The sequence below is a fragment of the Methylobacterium sp. 1973 genome (assembly GCF_040545035.1).
In the GTDB taxonomy this organism is placed as follows: Bacteria; Pseudomonadota; Alphaproteobacteria; order Rhizobiales; family Beijerinckiaceae; genus Methylobacterium; species Methylobacterium fujisawaense.
Window position 1 is genome coordinate 221,832 of the sequence record NZ_JBEPLA010000003.1, and the last position, 15,966, is coordinate 237,797.

Annotated in this window: 11 protein-coding genes; 7 read left to right on the forward strand and 4 right to left on the reverse strand. The window is 68.9% G+C overall.

Annotated elements, in window-relative coordinates:
• Window positions 1-33: 33 nt before the first annotated feature.
• A complete protein-coding gene (locus ABIC70_RS08015; RefSeq protein WP_182592507.1) occupies window positions 34-480 on the forward strand; it encodes a PTS sugar transporter subunit IIA in 447 nt (148 codons plus the stop codon).
• A gap of 16 nt (window positions 481-496) precedes the next feature.
• Here the strand turns inward: ABIC70_RS08015 and ABIC70_RS08020 are convergent, their stop codons facing one another.
• From ABIC70_RS08020 to ABIC70_RS08030, 3 genes are read right to left on the reverse strand one after another with little or no spacing between them, the layout of a single operon-like run.
• Complete coding sequence (locus tag ABIC70_RS08020; protein ID WP_278307334.1) at window positions 497-1,837, reverse strand: NCS2 family permease; 1,341 nt, start codon at window positions 1,835-1,837, stop codon at window positions 497-499.
• Window positions 1,837-4,572, reverse strand: coding sequence for a molybdopterin-dependent oxidoreductase (locus tag ABIC70_RS08025; protein WP_354439390.1), 2,736 nt, complete (start codon window positions 4,570-4,572; stop codon window positions 1,837-1,839). The genes ABIC70_RS08020 and ABIC70_RS08025 overlap by 1 nt, the downstream gene beginning before the upstream one ends.
• The gene (locus ABIC70_RS08030) at window positions 4,569-5,408 is read right to left on the reverse strand and encodes an FAD binding domain-containing protein (RefSeq protein WP_354439392.1); all 840 of its coding nucleotides are present in this window, start codon (window positions 5,406-5,408) and stop codon (window positions 4,569-4,571) included. The genes ABIC70_RS08025 and ABIC70_RS08030 overlap by 4 nt, the downstream gene beginning before the upstream one ends.
• 172 nt (window positions 5,409-5,580) lie before the next feature.
• Here ABIC70_RS08030 and pucL point away from each other — a divergent pair, with 172 nt between their 5' ends.
• From pucL to ABIC70_RS08050, 4 genes are all read left to right on the forward strand, one after another.
• Window positions 5,581-6,423: a factor-independent urate hydroxylase gene (gene pucL, locus ABIC70_RS08035; RefSeq protein ID WP_279897556.1), complete on the forward strand. Its 843-nt coding sequence runs from the start codon at window positions 5,581-5,583 to the stop codon at window positions 6,421-6,423.
• A gap of 452 nt (window positions 6,424-6,875) precedes the next feature.
• A complete protein-coding gene (locus ABIC70_RS08040; RefSeq protein ID WP_354439394.1) occupies window positions 6,876-8,360 on the forward strand; it encodes a methyl-accepting chemotaxis protein in 1,485 nt (494 codons plus the stop codon).
• 1,228 nt (window positions 8,361-9,588) lie between these two features.
• Window positions 9,589-11,298, forward strand: a complete 1,710-nt coding sequence (locus ABIC70_RS08045) for a methyl-accepting chemotaxis protein (RefSeq protein WP_354439396.1) — start codon at window positions 9,589-9,591, stop codon at window positions 11,296-11,298.
• A 36-nt stretch (window positions 11,299-11,334) separates the two neighbouring features.
• Window positions 11,335-12,288: a substrate-binding domain-containing protein gene (locus ABIC70_RS08050; RefSeq protein ID WP_345822013.1), complete on the forward strand. Its 954-nt coding sequence runs from the start codon at window positions 11,335-11,337 to the stop codon at window positions 12,286-12,288.
• Window positions 12,289-12,459: 171 nt separating this feature from the next.
• On the opposite strand, the gene ABIC70_RS08055 is transcribed toward ABIC70_RS08050, so the two are convergent.
• Window positions 12,460-13,272 (reverse strand): universal stress protein, encoded by an 813-nt coding sequence (locus tag ABIC70_RS08055; protein ID WP_354439398.1) that lies wholly within the window; start codon window positions 13,270-13,272, stop codon window positions 12,460-12,462.
• A 192-nt stretch (window positions 13,273-13,464) separates the two neighbouring features.
• On the opposite strand from ABIC70_RS08055, the gene ABIC70_RS08060 reads away from it, so the two are divergent.
• Window positions 13,465-14,907, forward strand: a complete 1,443-nt coding sequence (locus tag ABIC70_RS08060) for a cytochrome ubiquinol oxidase subunit I (RefSeq protein ID WP_354439399.1) — start codon at window positions 13,465-13,467, stop codon at window positions 14,905-14,907.
• Window positions 14,908-14,912: 5 nt separating this feature from the next.
• Window positions 14,913-15,926, forward strand: a complete 1,014-nt coding sequence (cydB, locus tag ABIC70_RS08065) for a cytochrome d ubiquinol oxidase subunit II (protein WP_043755099.1) — start codon at window positions 14,913-14,915, stop codon at window positions 15,924-15,926.
• Window positions 15,927-15,966 lie beyond the last annotated feature (40 nt).

Genomic DNA, 15,966 nt, shown 5'->3' on the forward strand with positions numbered 1-15,966 from the left:
CCCGATGCGTCCCTGCGCCCGCGATTTCGCGCGATGACCGTGGACCAGATCCTCATGCCGGCCGACGCCCTCGTCGGCCTGCGCATGGCCAGCAAAGGCGCGTTGCTCGAGGAGCTGGCCCGCCGTGCAGCCGGCGCCCTCGGCCTGAGCGCGGGGGCGATCCATCCGGCGCTCGTCCGGCGCGAGACCCTCGGCTCGACCGGGATCGGAGACGGCATCGCCCTGCCGCATGCGCGCCTCGACGCGGTGACGCGCCCGTACGGGATCCTCGCCCGGCTCCGTGAGCCGATCGATTTCGAGGCGGTCGACGACCGGCCGGTGGACCTCGTCTTCCTGTTGCTGCTCCCCACGGCCGCTGAGGGCGAGCCGCTGAACGCTCTGGCCTGCGTGGCACGGCGCCTGCGCGATCCCGAGGCCGCCGCGGCCATGCGTGTGGCACGGGATGCGGCGGCTCTCTATGAGGCGGCGATGCCCCGGTAGCCGTGCGGCCCGGCCGTCAATGCGCCCCGCCCGTCTCGACGAACTTGAACAGGAACACCGCCGCGATCACCCAGACGATCGGCTTCACCTCCCGGGCCCGGCCGGCGAGCAGCTTCAGCGCCGCGTAGGTGATGAACCCGCAGGAGACGCCGGTGGCGATCGAGTAGGTGAAGGGCATCAGGAGGGCCGTCACGCAGGCCGGCACCACCTCAGTGAGATCGTCCCAGTCGAGCTCCACCAACTCCCGCAGCATCAGGCAGGCGACGTAGAACAGCGCCGGTGCCGTGGCGTAGGCCGGGACGGCACCGGCCAGGGGGGCGAAGAACAGGCAGGCGAGGAACAGAACCGCCACGGTGGCGGCCGTCAGCCCCGTGCGGCCGCCCTCCTCCACGCCGGAGGCGCTCTCCAGATAGGCCGTGGTGCTCGACGTGCCGAGAAGCGCGCCCGCGAAGACCGAGACGGAATCGGCCATCAAGGCCCGGTCGAGGCGGCGCATCCGCCCGTCTGTCAGGAGCCCGGCGCGGTTCGCCACGCCCATCAGCGTTCCGGTGGCGTCGAACAGCTCGACCAGGAACAGGACCAGGATCACGTTGAGCAGGCCCGCCGAGAGCGCCCCCGGGATGTCGAGGGCAAAGAGCGTCGGGGTGATGGAAGGCGGGAGGGCGACGACACCCTGGAAGGTGTTGCCGGCGAACACGAAGCTCAAAGCCGTCACCGTCAGGATGCTGGCGAGCAGCGCCGCCCGAACCTTCCGCGCGGACAGGACGGCCACCATCAGGAAGCCGACCACCGCCAGGATCGTCTCGGGCTTGTGCAGATCGCCGAGGGTGACGAGGGTCGCGGGGTTCGCCGCCACGAGGCCGGCATTCTTGAGCGCGATGATCGCCAGGAACAGGCCGATCCCCACCGTGATGGCGATGCGCATGGAGCGCGGGATCCCGTCGACGATGAGCGCGCGCAGCCCGGTCAGGGTGACGATCAGGAAACACAGCCCCGAGATGAACACCGCCCCGAGGGCGGCCTGCCAGCTGAAGCCGAGTTGCTGGACCACCACGTAGGTGAAGTAGGCGTTGAGCCCCATCCCGGGCGCGAGGGCGATCGGGTAATTGGCGTAGAGCGCCATGATCAGCGAGCCGAGCGCCGCCACGAGGCAGGTCGCCACGAACACGGCGCCCCGCGGCATGCCGGCATCCGCCAGGATGCTCGGATTGATGAAGACGATGTAGGCCATCGTCAGGAAGGTGGTCAGCCCCGCCAGCACCTCCGTGCGCACGCTGGTGCCGTGCTCGGCGAGGCGGAAGGTGCGCTCCAGAAAGCCGGGTTTGGCCGCCGGCGTGGCATCCCGCGGGTGATCCATCACGAGAGCCCGGTCCTGCCGGCCGCCACGGCCCGGTAGATCCTGTCGGGGGCGAAGGGGGTCGCGGTCAGCCTCGCGCCGGTCGCGTCGCGGATCGCGTTGCCGAGCGCCGCCGCCACCGGGTTGAAGGGCGACTCGCTCATCGACTTGGCGCCGAGGGGGCCGATGCTGTCGTACGTGTCGGCGAACAGGACCTCGGTGTCCGGCACGTCGGCGCAGGCGGGGATGTGGTAGTCGCGGAATGTCTGCGTGATGAGGCTCCCGTCCGCACCGACGCGGACCTCTTCGTAGAGCGCTGCGCCGATCGCCTGCGCGACGCCGCCCTCGACCTGTCCGCGGCACTGCATCGGGTTGATGACCCGCCCGGCATCGGCGGCGTGAACGCTCCTCAGGATGCGCACCACCCCGCTCACGGGATCGACCGCGACCCGGAAGGCGTGGACGTTGAACGCCACCGAGCGCGGGCTGCCGTCGGCCCGGCCGGCCGCGTCGAGCGGTCCGATCGCCGCGAGCGTCACCGGCCCGGCCGGCGTCTCGACGACATCCCCCGCCACGCGGCAGGAATCCGGGGACGCACCCGCGATTTCCGCCGCCCGCGTGCGGATCCGGACCGCGAGCGCCTCCGCGGCGCGGAGCGTCGCCAGACCCGCCACAACGGTCCCCGTGCTGCCATAGGCGCCGGTATCGTGGCCGACGCCATCGGTGTCCGCGCCCGCGATGCGAACGCGCTCCGGCGCGACGCCGAGCGCCGAGGCCGCGATCTGCCGATGCACCGTGCTGGTGCCGTTGCCGAACTCCGCCGTCCCGACGCGAACGGTAAAATGCCCGTCGGCGTCCAGGCCGACCCGCGCATCGGCATGGTGGCCGCGCGGGGGAATCGTGTCGATCATCGCCATCGCCATACCGGTTCCGCAGCGCCAGCCGGCCTCCGGCTCCGTTCCCGGATCGGCTTGCAGCGCCTCTTCGACCAGGGTCAGGCACTGGTCGAGGCCGTAGCTGCCGAACACCACGTCGTGGGGCTCCAGGCTGTTCGACACCAGGGCGTCGCCCGGCTTGACGGCGTTGTGCCGCCGCAGCGCGAAGGGGTCGAGGCCGAGCCCGCGGGCGACCTCGTCCAGGGCGGATTCCAGGGCGAAAACGGTCTGGCTCAGCCCATAGCCCCGGAAGGCCCCCGCCGGCAGCGTATGGGTGTAGACGGCGCGGCCATCGACCCGCTTGTTCGGGCAGACATAGGCGGCCAGCACCTCGTTGCAGGCGTGATGGATCACGCCGCCGGCGTGGTTGCCGTAGGCGCCGGTGTCGGACAGGACGTCCAGGCTGAGCGCCGTCAGCGTGCCGTCGCGCCGGGCGCCGACCTTCACATCCACCCGCATCGGATGACGCGTCGTGGTTCCGACGAACTGTTCCCGGCGGGTCAGCTCCCAGCGGACCGGCCGGCGGGTGTGCAGGACCGCCAGGGCGACGAGATCCTCGGTGAGCATCTCCTGCTTGCCGCCGAATCCGCCCCCGACCCGGGCGCAGACCACGCGCACCGCGTCCTTCTCCAGGCCGAACAGGTCGGCCAGCGCGTCCCGGGTCAGGAACGGCACCTGGGTGCTCGTGCGCAGCGTCAGGCGGCCGTCCTCGGCGCGCCATCCGATGCAGCCATGGGTCTCCATGGCGGCGTGCTGGACGCGCTGCGACCGGAACGTCCCGGCATAGACGAAGTCGGCTTCGGCCAGGCCGACCTCCACGTCGCCGACAGCGCCGTGGACCTCGCCGGCGAGGTTGGGGTGGCGTCCGAGGGGCGGCGCATCATCGCCCGGGCCGTCGCGGGGATCGTGGACCCGGGGTGCGTCGGGCTCCAGGGCGCGGTCCGGATCGAGGAGCGCCGGGCGGACCTCGTAGGTGACCTGCAGGGCCCGGCAGCCGGCCTCGGCGGCCGCTTCAGACTCCGCCACCACGGCGGCGACGCGCTGGCCCACGAAGCGCAGGATCGGGTCGAGCACCCGCGTGTCGGACGCATCGTCCCGCGGATCCTCGTGGCGGCCGGTGGAGAACCGGCGCGGCGGTGCGTCCGCATGGGTCAGCACGGCCACGACCCCCGGGACGGCGCGCGCTGCCGCGGCGTCGATCGCCACGATCCGGGCATGGGCATGGGGCGAGCGCAGGACCTTGAGATGGAGCGTGTCGCCGAGCGGGGCGTCCAGGGTGAAACGGGCGCGACCGGACACCACAAGCGGCGCAGCCGGCGCCGGGCAGTTCCGCCCGACCGGATCTCCACAGCCGCCGCGCTCCACGGACCTTGCGCTGCCCGCGATGGCCTCGCGGATGGCGCGGTAGCCGGTACAGCGGCAGAGATTGCCCTTGAGGGCGGTGCCGAGATCCTGCTTCTGCCCCTGGTCGAGCCTCGCCGCCGTCATGATCATGCCCGGCGTGCAGAACCCGCACTGGAAACCCTGGGCGTCCAGGAAGGCCTGCTGCGTCGGATGGAACTCGGCGGGCTCGGGATCGTCGGGATGGCAGGGACCCGCCAGGCCTTCGATCGTCGTCACGCTCCGGCCCTCGGCGCGGAATGCCGGGACGAGGCAGCTGTGGACCGGCTCGCCGTCGAGATGAATCGTGCAGGCGCCGCAATCGCCGGCATCGCAGCCCTTCTTGACGCCGAACCAGCCCGCCTCGCGCAGATAGGTCCGCAGGCACTGTCCGGCCCGCGGCGAACCCTCGTGCATCGCGCCGTTGATCATAACGTTCATGACGCGGCTCCCGGCGACGGCGCCGCGTCGAGCGACGCGCGGATCTCCTCGGCGAAGTGCCGGGTCATGTGGCGGCGCCAGTCGGGCCGGCCGTGGACATCGTCGTAATAGAGGGCATCCGGAATCGCACCTTCGAGGGCACGCGTCAGCGCATCCGGACCCGGCAGCCCGTCGAAGGTTAGGCGGAGCGGACGCGTCACCGAGGCCGTGACGGTCAGCGCGAAGGCGCCGTCCGCGGCGCGCGTCCCGATGAGCAGCGCGCCGGAACGGCCGTTCGGGCTGAGGCTGACGCGGCGAAACGCCGTGCGGCGCGCAAGGGCAGCGGCCGGCATCGAGAGGCTGCGGAGGACGTCCCCCGGTCTCAGGGCATTGCGCTGCGGACCGAGGACGAAGTCGATCACCGGGACGTGGCGCTCGGTCCCGTCCGCGGACCAGATCGTGCAGGTCGCGTCCAGGGCGGTCGCGAGGGCGATCATCGGGCCGGCCGGGAGGGCGAGGCAGACATTGCCGCCGACCGTGGCCACGTTCCAGATCTTGAAGGAGCCGAGCAGCGCCCGACAGCACTGGCCGACCAGGGGCGCCGCGTTCCAGCCCGGCGGCAATTCCAGCCGGTCGAGCTGCGCGATGGTGCAGGTCGCAGCCAAAGTGAGGCCGCCTGCGTCGATCGTGTGCGGCGGCCAGCCGAGGGTCGCGAGGTCGATGAGGCGCCGCATCCCGACCTGCGGCTCGGAGAACAGCCACGTGCCGCCGCCCAGGCAGGCATCGCCGTCCTGCCAGGCGGGCAACTCGATCCGGCTGCGCGGACGCAGGACGGTCTCGATGGTGTTGAGGTCCATGCCCCCTCGCCGGTCCGGCGCCGGTTCGGTCCGGCCCTTCACTATGCCGGCCGATATGAGGCACCGGTCAAGCCGCGGCGGTGCCGGGGAACCTTGGCGCCCCCGCCCGCCTCGGCCTAGGATGAATCAGAATCGCGTGAGATGGCCGGCTGCGGCCCGCTCGGAGATCCCCATGGCCCTGACGGCATCGCGCTACGGCAAGGAGCGGGTTCGTGTGCTGCGTCTCACCCGCGACGGCGAGCAGCATACGCCGCGGGAGCTGACGCTGTCGGTCATGCTGACCGGCCGCTTCGAGGCCGCCTGGACCACGGGGGATAACCGCGCCGCCATCGCCACCGACAGCATCAGGAACATCGTCAACGTCACGGCGGCGCAGAACCTGACTCTCGACGCGGAAGCCTTCGTCGCCGCGGTCGCGCAGGTCCTGCTCGAGACCTATCCGCAGATCGAGGCCGTCGCCATCGAGGCAGAGGAGATCCGCTGGCTGCGTCACGCGATTGCGGGCGCGCCGCACGGGCATACCTTCACGCGGGACGGGAACGGCACCGGCTTCGTGGCGCTCACCGCCAGCCGAGCCGGTTCGACGCTGCGCTCCGGCCTGCGGGGCTACACCTTCATGAAGACGACCCAATCGGGCTGGTCGGATTTCGTTGCGGACCGATACCGGACGCTGCCGGATACGACGGATCGCATCGCCGCCACCAGCATGGATGCGACCTGGACCTGGGCGTCGCCCCCTCCCGATTGCAGCGAGGCCAATGCCCGCATCCTCCAGACGCTGCTCACGGTGTTCGGCACGACCTACAGCCGCGGCATTCAGGACAGCATGTACCGGATGGGTGAGGCCGCGCTCGACGCGGTTCCGGAACTCGCCGAGATCGGCTTCGTGATGCCCAACAAGCATTACCTGCCGATCGACCTTACTTCCTTCGGCCTCGACAATGCTGGAACCGTCTTTCTACCGACGGATGAGCCTGCCGGCCGCATTGAGGCGACGATCGGCCGGACCGCCTGACGTCCCTCGACGCGCGACGGGCCTGGAAACGGCGCATGTCCCCCGGTGCTCCCCGGCGACAGCGGGACCGCCGCCTGCAGGGCGGATACCGGTTGCTCCGCGCCGGGGCAGAGCACGGCGCGTCAGTCCGCCGGAAAAGCTCACGCTGCGCACAACGCAGGATTGTCCAAGATCAAGTCCTGAAACGTAAGGGCACAATCTCTGGGCGATGACTCGGGGTTTACTGAACAGTCCGTTCTCGCCGGTCATCGCGTGTGATTCTGATGTAGGGCGGCGGGCCCTTAACGGCACTGAAACGGTCCGCACCTATGAAAGATGTCGATTGGCTGGGGCGTCGGTGAGAACCCAAGGTCGTTTGGGACGACAAACGACGCCTGGACTAGAAAAAAGCCAGCATCGACCGTGCTGTTGCGCGCTTCCGCCGCACTGCGGTCGTGATATGTGGAGGATCAATGTTCGAGGGACTCAGGACTCGGAACGACCAAGCCGCAAAACTTGCAGCTTTGAGCCGATCCCTTGCGACGATTGAGTTTGCGCTCGACGGCACAATTCTGGACGCCAACGAGAACTTTCTCGCGGCCATGGGCTACACGCTCGCGGAAATCCAGGGCCGTCACCACAGCCTGTTCGTCGAACCGGCCGTGCGAGAGAGTGAGGACTATCGCCGTTTCTGGGAGAGCCTGCGGCACGGTACGTTCGAGAGCGCCGAGTACAAGCGCCTCGCCAAGGGTGGCCGCGAGGTCTGGATCCAGGCAACCTACAATCCGGTGCTCGACGCGGGCGGCAAGCCGGTGAAGATCGTCAAATTCGCCACCGACATCACGGCGCAGAAGCTGCGAACCCTCGATCTCGAAGGGCAGATCACCGCGCTGCATCGCTCGCAGGCCGTCATCGCCTTCTCCCTCGACGGCACCATCGTCACCGCCAATCCCAATTTTCTGACCGCAGTGGGTTACGAACTGGACGAGATCGTCGGACGCCATCACAGCCTGTTCGTGAGCGAGGCCGAGCGCACCAGCGAGGCTTACCGCCTGTTCTGGGCGGCGCTGGCGCGCGGCGAATTTCAATCCGGGGCCTTCAAACGCACCGGAAAGGGCGGTCGCGAAATCTGGATCCAGGCGACGTACAACCCCATCACCGACGCGGACGGCAAGCCGATCCGCGTCGTCAAATTCGCCACCGACATCACTGCGCAAGTCCATGAACGTCAGCAGCGCGCGGCCGCGCAGCGCGCGATCGGCGATGAGCTCGACGCCATTGGCGGCGCCGTGGCGGACGTCACGCGCCAAGCCGACGAGGCGGTCACGCGCGTCGGCCGCGTGTCGAGCGACATCCAGTCGGTCGCCATCGGCGCGGAAAAGCTGTCCGCGTCGGTGGACGACATGAATCGGCAGGTGAATCACGCGGCGGATGTCGCGGGACAAGCCGTGGAACAGGCGCAGCGCACCGGTCAGATCGTGACGGGGCTCAGCGAAAACGCCAGCCAGATCGGCGATGTCCTCGGCCTCATCTCCGGGATCGCTGCCCAGACCAACCTGTTGGCTTTGAACGCGACCATTGAGGCGGCGCGGGCCGGCGCGGCGGGACGCGGCTTCGCGGTGGTGGCCACGGAGGTGAAGACCCTCGCCGCCCAGACGGGACGGGCGACGGACCAGATCCGACTCCAGATCGCCTCCACCCAGTCGGCGACCCGTGAGGCCGTCGACGCCATCGATGCGATCCAGGGAACGATCCATACGTTGAACACGGTATCGTCCACCCTCGCGGCTGCGGTGGAAGAACAATCCGTGGTCATGCGGGCAATGTCCGGCAGCATGCAGACCGCAGCGCAGGATGTGTCCGCGATCTCGGCGGGCATGAACACGATCGCGCAGGCCAGCGCCCGCGCAGACCGGGCGACGCGTCAGGTCCGGGAAGCTTCGCGCGCCTTCGGCTGAAGGTGGAAGGGCCGGACGTCGCGCAGGTCAAACAGTTCCGCCGCTATCCGCACGCGCGTCGGCACTCGCGTACGACGGACCGCCCATCCGGAGCCGGACGAAATTGGTGGCTCATTCGATATCGTGCGCCGCAATGAGCTGTATTTGAAGCAATTTGGTCAAACGACTTTGCAGAACGAAACCTTCGGGCTCGCGCGCGGGTCCGATCAGCCGGACTTCGAGCGTCGACGGCAATGTCGCGGATGACGAGACAGCTCAACTGCACCGGCTGTCCGCACGGCAACCGGCGGTGCGGGCTGATCGGGTCTGAGCCCCTGTGCGTCTCGCGTCTGAAGAGCGTGCCATAGGGCAATGCCGGCGGCCGCCCAGAGGGTGGGCCATACGCCACGCGCCGGGCCTCGGCTGCACACTTGTCCCGAGCCGGCTTACCCGGCGGCAGGCCCTCGCCTACCCGTCACCGCAGTTCATGAGCGGGAGACGGATGCGTGGTGGAGCGAACCTTGCGCAAGGCAGGTCGGCTGAAGCGGTTGTGGCCGGGGCGGGCATCGCCCCTTCCGCCGGCGCCGCGCTTGCCGACCCCGGGTAACCTCCCTGAACCGCCCCCGCACCGCGGCTTTACGGCATCGGAATTGATCGCGATGGCGCGCCAAGCTCGGGCTGCGGACAATGAGGCGGATCCGGCGAAATCGGCGAGCGTTTCTTGACGTCACACACGGTTCGCCGGGAGATGATCCATGGGATTGGTCGCCTTCATCGTCTTCGTGTGCCCGTGGATGGGCTTGGCCGGCCTGTTATGGATGCGCGCCCAGCAGACCAAGCCGCTCTGACCTCGGTGCAGACGCAGCCTCGCCCGGCGTTGGCGGGGTAGACTGAGCGGCGCATCTGCGGCGCTCGGCAGGCGGCGCGGCCGATCCGGCGTGCAAGCGATGTGCGGATGGGATCGGCGGCGTGCCGCAGCGCGACGGGCGGCGTGTGCCGCCCACAGGCAGATCAGATTTGCGACGCGCGACACTCAATCTGCGGAGATCGTCCGCCCGCAAATGAGACGGTCATCTGAAGAGTGATAGATGCGAATATCATTATATTTGCTTAGCCTGTTTGTATTTTACTAGTCAAGTATGTTTTAATATGAGATCATTCAAGTTTAATACATGTCTTTCTACGAGCGTTGATTCCAGAGAGATTATTTTATAGAAGTCATTCGAATGATCTTATCGGAAATAATTGGATGCATGTGCGTCTGTCATTTCTTGGGCTGCGGCTTGAATTAAGCGTTCGATCGATCGTTATTGCATTTGCCGTGACGATGTTCTGTCTTCCGGTTGGTGTCGGATTGGTCTCTGCAGTCCGGATCGGCATTGTCGAAGCAGCGTGTCGCACCCTGGCCGGTGAGATCAAGGCCACGACCCTGCTCGGCACCATCAAGCAACTGAGTCAGGATCTTCGGACGCTTGCGGTTCTGGCGCACGCTGCGCCGACTGAGGAGGCCCGTCGTGAAAGCTTCGTCAAGATCGACGCGGCGCATCGATCGCTCTCGGCCGCCTGGAGCGCGTATCTTTCGACCGTTACGGCGCCCGATGACCAAAAGCTGGCGACAACTCTGCGCGTAGCTTGGCAGCACGTCCTCGCTGTCGGGGCCGAGGCGGCCGCCCTCGACCGGGCCGGGGAACGCGAACTGGCCGACCAGGTCCTGTCGACGGTGCTGGAGGCCGATGCGGCAGCGCTTCTGCAGGCGGTCGACGCGTTGCTCATGAACCGTCAAGGCAGGATCGCCGAAGAAGCCAAGACCGTCGATACAACCGGCCGGATGGCGTGGTGGGCGCTCGCCATGGCCGTGTCGGCCTCCGCATCGATCAGCCTCGGGCTGGCGTGGATCGTCCTGCGCCATGTCGTTCGACCGGTGTCGGCGATCACCGCCACCCTGCGGCGATGGGCGGAGAACGGGTCGACGGTTCCGATTTCCACCCTGATGCAGGACGTCGAACTCGGCGCGATGGCGGGGGCTCTCAGGGCCTGTGAGAACAGGATTCGGCACGCCGAACGCCGCGAAGAGGAGGCGGCCCGGGTGCAGGCGCACCGTGAACAGCAACGCCGTGACGCGTTTCGCAACATGACGGAGCGGTTCGAAGCGGAGATCGGCGGGGTTGTCGAGACCGTGTCATCCGACTCGGCGGAGCTGCGCGCCACGGCCGAGAGACTGTGCGAGATGGTCACGTTGACGACGAGTCACGCGGCGACGATGGCCGCCGCAGCGGAACAGGCTCAGTCCGACGTCCGGCGGATTGCCGCCGCTACCGGGGCGTTCGACTCTGCGGCCCACGAGGTCAATCGCCAAGCCGAGATCACGGCGTCTCTGGCAGGTGGCGCGGCGGTGGAGGCGGAACAGACCCTCTCGCGTGTTCAAGCCCTCAGCGGCGCCGCGGACCGGATCGGCGATGTGGTCCGCATGATCACCAAGATTGCCGCCCAGACCCATCTCCTCGCCCTCAATGCCGCGATCGAAGCCGCGCGGGCCGGTGAGGCAGGGCGCGGATTTGCGGTTGTGGCCGCCGAAGTGAAGACCCTGGCGGGACAGACCAAAGAGGCCACCGAAGTCATCGGCCGGCACGTGGCCGAACTGCAGGGATCGACTGTCGAGGCGACGTCGGCGATCGCAGGCATCACCGCCCGGATCGCCGATATGAGCCGGGCGGCGGCTTCGATCGCCGTCGCCGTCGAGCAGCAGGGCGCTGCAGCGCGGGAGGCCGTCCAGATCGTCATCCCCTGTACCGCCGACGCCGTGGAACCCGGCTTCGACATCACAGGAACAACCGATCCGGCCGCGGAGGCCGACACGGTCGCGGCCGGCATGTTGGCCGCGGCCCGCAGCTTGTCGCGGGACGCCGAACGTCTCGGCGGCGAGATCGCAGGCTTTCTCGACAATCTCCGCGCGGCCTGACGCGCGGCACGGAACGACCGGAACGGAGCGAGCGTCATGGGCCGGACAGATCGGGCGCAGATGCGCTCGCGCCTGCGACGAGCCGCCTGGGCCGGGGCTCTCGCCGTCATCGTCTGCGCGAAACCGGCGACTGCCACCACGATCGCCGTTCTGATGACTCCGCCGGCGGCCCTCACCCGCCTTCTGCACGACAGCCTGCAGGAGCACGCGGTGGCGCGCGGGATTACGGTGCATTTCGACTATGCGCCGGAGGGCGCGGGCGCGCAGCAGATCGCGCAGGCCCGGCGCGTCATCGCCGAGAAGGTCGATGCGCTCGTGGTGAGCCCTGTCGATCCGTCGGCTTGGGCCGCGATCATCCGGCTGGCGCAAGAGGCGGATGTTCCGCTGGTCGCCGTCAACGGCGCACCCCGTTCGGCTTGGTTCGCCGGACGAGTCGCCTTCGTCCAGCCGGATGACCTCGTCGCCGGGCGGTTGCAGATGCGCAAGCTTGGGCAGATGCTGGACGGGAGGGGCCGCGTGGGGATCCTTGCGGGCTGCACGTCGCACCCCGGGTCGACGCCTCGCGCCGAGGGCGTGAAGGAGGTCCTGGCCGAATCCCCGGGCCTCCGGCTGGTCGCGGAGGCGGCGGTGGACTGCGACCGTTCGGCGGCCCGAGCCGCGGTGGCCGATTGGCTCGCCCGGAAGCCGACCATCGATGCGATCGCGGCCGTCACCGACGAGATGGCGATCGGTGCTGCCGAAGCCGCGGAGGCGGCCGGAATTCCGGCGGGCCGGATCCTGATCGGGGGCGTGGATGCGACCGCCGCCGGGATGCAGGCCATGCAGGACAAACGGCTTGCCGTAACGATCCACCAGGATGCGAGCTTACAAGGCCGTCGTGCGATCGATGATGCCCTGGCTTTGATCCGGCATGAGCCGGTGCCGCAATTCGACTGGGTGCCGTCCGAACTCGTCACGGACCGGATGTCGACAACCCACTTCTCCCGCTAGAACCGGCGCGGACCTCTCCCGTCCGGTGTCGCGTGGCGTACCGGCAGGCCGCGCCTGCGGAGCATGGACGCGGCCCGCACGGTCATCCGCTCGGGTCGCGAGGATGATCCGGCTCCGTCTGGCGACGTGCGGATGACCGATCCCCGACGACGAAGCATCGCCGCAGGCCCGTCAATGCGCCATCAGGCAGCAGACATCGGTCGCGTGAAGGATGTGGCGTGTCGCGCCGCCGAAGATCCATTCCCGCAGGCGTGAGTGGCCGTACGCGCCCATGACGATCAGGTCAGCCTGATGGTCGTGCGCAAAACGCAGGATCTCGTCGCCATCGCTGACCGTCGGAGACAACAGATGCGTGGCGACGGACGCGCCGTGGAGCGCGAGATGAGCGGCCACCTCGTCCGCGCCTTCCAGGCGGGCGCCTTCGCCCGCCGTGGCGACGAAGACCCGATCCGCCGAGCGCAGGAACGGCAGGGCCCCGGCTACCGCCCGTCGCGCCTCCGGCGAATCCTTCCAGGCCACGACGATGCGCCGGCCCGGCTCCCCTCTGACGCGCGGGGGAACGACGAGGACCGGCCGTCCGGCCTCCATCAGAACCGGCGCGATCGCCACGCCGAACGGCCCGGGGTCGATCTCGCTCTCGCCGGCCCGGCCGACGACGATCAGGTCGGCGGCACGGCCCTTGTCCACGAGATGAGCGGACGGCCGGTCGAGGCCGCCACACCAAGCGGTCCGCGGTGCCGCGCCTGCGCAGCGCGCGAAGATTGCCTGCGCCTGCTCAAGGTCCACGAGGACTTCGGCCTTGAGGCGCTCGTGCTGGGCCTGCGCGTCGCGGATGTCATGGGCAAACAGGGGGGCCGGCACCTCGGCGGCGGCCGCGCCGGTCAGCGTCGCATCGAAGCGGCGCGCCAAGGCCGCCGCCAGCCGCACGCGGTCGGGCGTCGATTCCGCGAAGTCCACGGAAACGAGGATGTTGGCATAGGACATGGCGGTCTCCGCGCGACCGACACACGGCCCCGACCAGAGCCGTATGGTCGGTGGGAGGGGCCGCAACCTTGATCCAGCGCAATCGCCACCGCACCGGCTTGTCGGATTCGCGCGCTCCGGCCTTGAGCTGAATCAACGCGGCAGCGCTCAAGCTGCGGCACATCCGGCCCGTTCGTCCCCTGGGAGACCGTGATGTCCGCTCTCGAACTGCCGAGCGCAGTCGATCTCGCGCGAGCCCAATTCGCGCTCACCGTCGTCTGGCACTTCCTGTTCCCGGCCTTCACCATCGGACTCGCGAGCTATCTCGCGGTCCTCGAAGGCTTCTGGCTCAGGACCGGCGAGGCCGTCTATCTGGATACCTATCGGTACTGGCTCCGCGTCTTCGCGGTCGCCTTCGCGATGGGCGTCGTCTCCGGACTGGTCATGAGCTACCAGTTCGGCACCAACTGGTCGGTCTTCGCCGACCGGACGGCGCCGGTGCTCGGCCCCCTGCTCGGCTACGAGGTTCTGACGGCCTTCTTCCTGGAGGCGGGCTTCCTCGGCGTCATGCTGTTCGGCCTGGAGCGGGTCGGCAAGGGGCTGCACTTCCTGGCGACCTGCCTCGTCGCCTTCGGCACGCTGACCTCCGCATTCTGGATCCTATCGGCCAATTCCTGGATGCAGACGCCCACCGGCCACGCCATCGGGCCGGACGGGCGCTTCGAACCGGCCGACTGGCTGGCGATCATCTTCAACCCGTCCTTCCCCTACCGCTTCGCCCACACGGTCACGGGCGCCTATCTCACCACCGCGATGATCGTCGGGGCGGTGGGGGCGTGGCATCTGCTGCGCGACCGGAGCAATCGCCAGGCGCGGCTGATGTTCTCCATGGCCATGTGGATGGCCACCGTGGTGGCTCCGGCCCAGCTGGTGATCGGCGACCTGCACGGCGGCAATTCCTACGCGCACCAGCCCGCCAAGGTCGCCGCCATGGAGGGACATTTCGAGACCGAGCGCCGCGCCCCCGCGATCCTGTTCGGCTGGCCCGACGCGAATGCGGGCGTGGTGCAGAATCGGATCGGCATCCCCGGTCTCGCCAGCCTCTATCTGACCCACGACCTCGACGGCGAGGTTCGCGGTCTCAGGGACATCCCGCGCGATCAGTGGCCGACCAACCTACCCCTGGTGTTCTGGTCGTTCCGGATCATGGTTGCGCTCGGCCTTCTGATGATCGCCCTGGGTCTAGCCGCGCTCTGGCTGCGCCGTCAGGGGCGGCTGTACGACACGCCGTGGCTTCACCGCTTCGCCGTCGCCATGGGGCCGTCCGGATTGATCGCCGTCACGGCAGGCTGGACGGTCACGGAGGCGGGCCGTCAACCCTTCACCGTCTACGGCGCGCTGCGCACCGTCGACAGCGTCTCCCCGGTGGCGGCCCCGGCGGTCGCGGCCTCCCTGGCGGCCTTCGCGGCGGTCTACCTCGCCGTCTTCGGCGCCGGCATCTGGTACCTCCTGCACCTGTTCAACCAGACGCCGCACGTCCATGAGCCCGGGCCGCCCCCGGGGCAGCCGATCCGCACCGCCGGCATCACGCCCGCGCCCGCCCTGGTCTCCGGCACGCCCGGCGCCGGCCGTCCCCTCGCCCAGCCCGCGGAGTAGGCCCGATGTCCCTCGATCTCACCCTCATCTGGGCGTTCCTCATCGCCACGGCCGTGTTCCTCTACGTGGTGATGGACGGCTTCGACCTCGGGGTCGGCATCCTGTTCCCCGCAGTCCGCGGCAAGGCGGATCGGGATCTTATGGTCAACACCGTCGCCCCGGTCTGGGACGGCAACGAGACCTGGCTGATCCTCGGCGGCGGCGGTCTGTTTGCAGTGTTCCCCCTCGCCTACGCCACGATCCTGCCGGCGCTCTACATGCCGCTGATCCTGATGCTTCTGGCCTTGGTATTCCGCGGTGTCGCCTTCGAGATGCGGTTCCGGGCCGCCACTCTCCGAAGCCAGCGCGCCTGGGATCGGTCCTTCTCGTGGGGCAGCTACGTGGCGACCTTCTGCCAGGGCATCTGCCTCGGTGCCCTGGTCCAGGGCATCCGGGTCGAGGGCCGCGCCTATGCGGGCGGCTGGTGGGACTGGCTGACCCCGTTCTCCGTGCTGACGGGCATCGCCCTGGTGGGCGGGTACGGCCTGCTCGGCGCCTGCTGGCTCATCTGGAAGACCGAGGGTGAACTCCAGCTCCGGGCCTATCGGCTGGCACGCCAACTCGGCTTCGTCACGCTGGCGGCCATTGCGATCGTCTCGGCCGCCATGCCGATCCTGAGCGACGCGTTCCGGGCCCGGTGGCTGTCCTGGCCGAATATCGCGCTGGCTGCCCCGGTTCCCGCCCTGGTCGCCGTCCTCGCCTGGCGCTTCTTCGTCGCCCTCGAGCGACGCGCCGAGGTGACGCCGTTCCTGTGCGCCCTGGGTCTGTTCCTGATGTCGTATATCGGGCTCGGGATCAGCCTGTGGCCGATGATCGTACCGCCGGCCATCTCGATCTGGGATGCGGCGACGCATCCCAGCAGCCAAGCTTTCCTGCTGGCCGGTGCTGTCGTGCTCGTGCCGATGATCCTGGTCTATACAGCCTACGTGTACTGGCTGTTCCGCGGCAAGGTCGCGGCGGGAGCACCGGGCTATCACTGAGGCCGGCGCAGGTCGCATCGCGACGGCACTGGTAGGATGG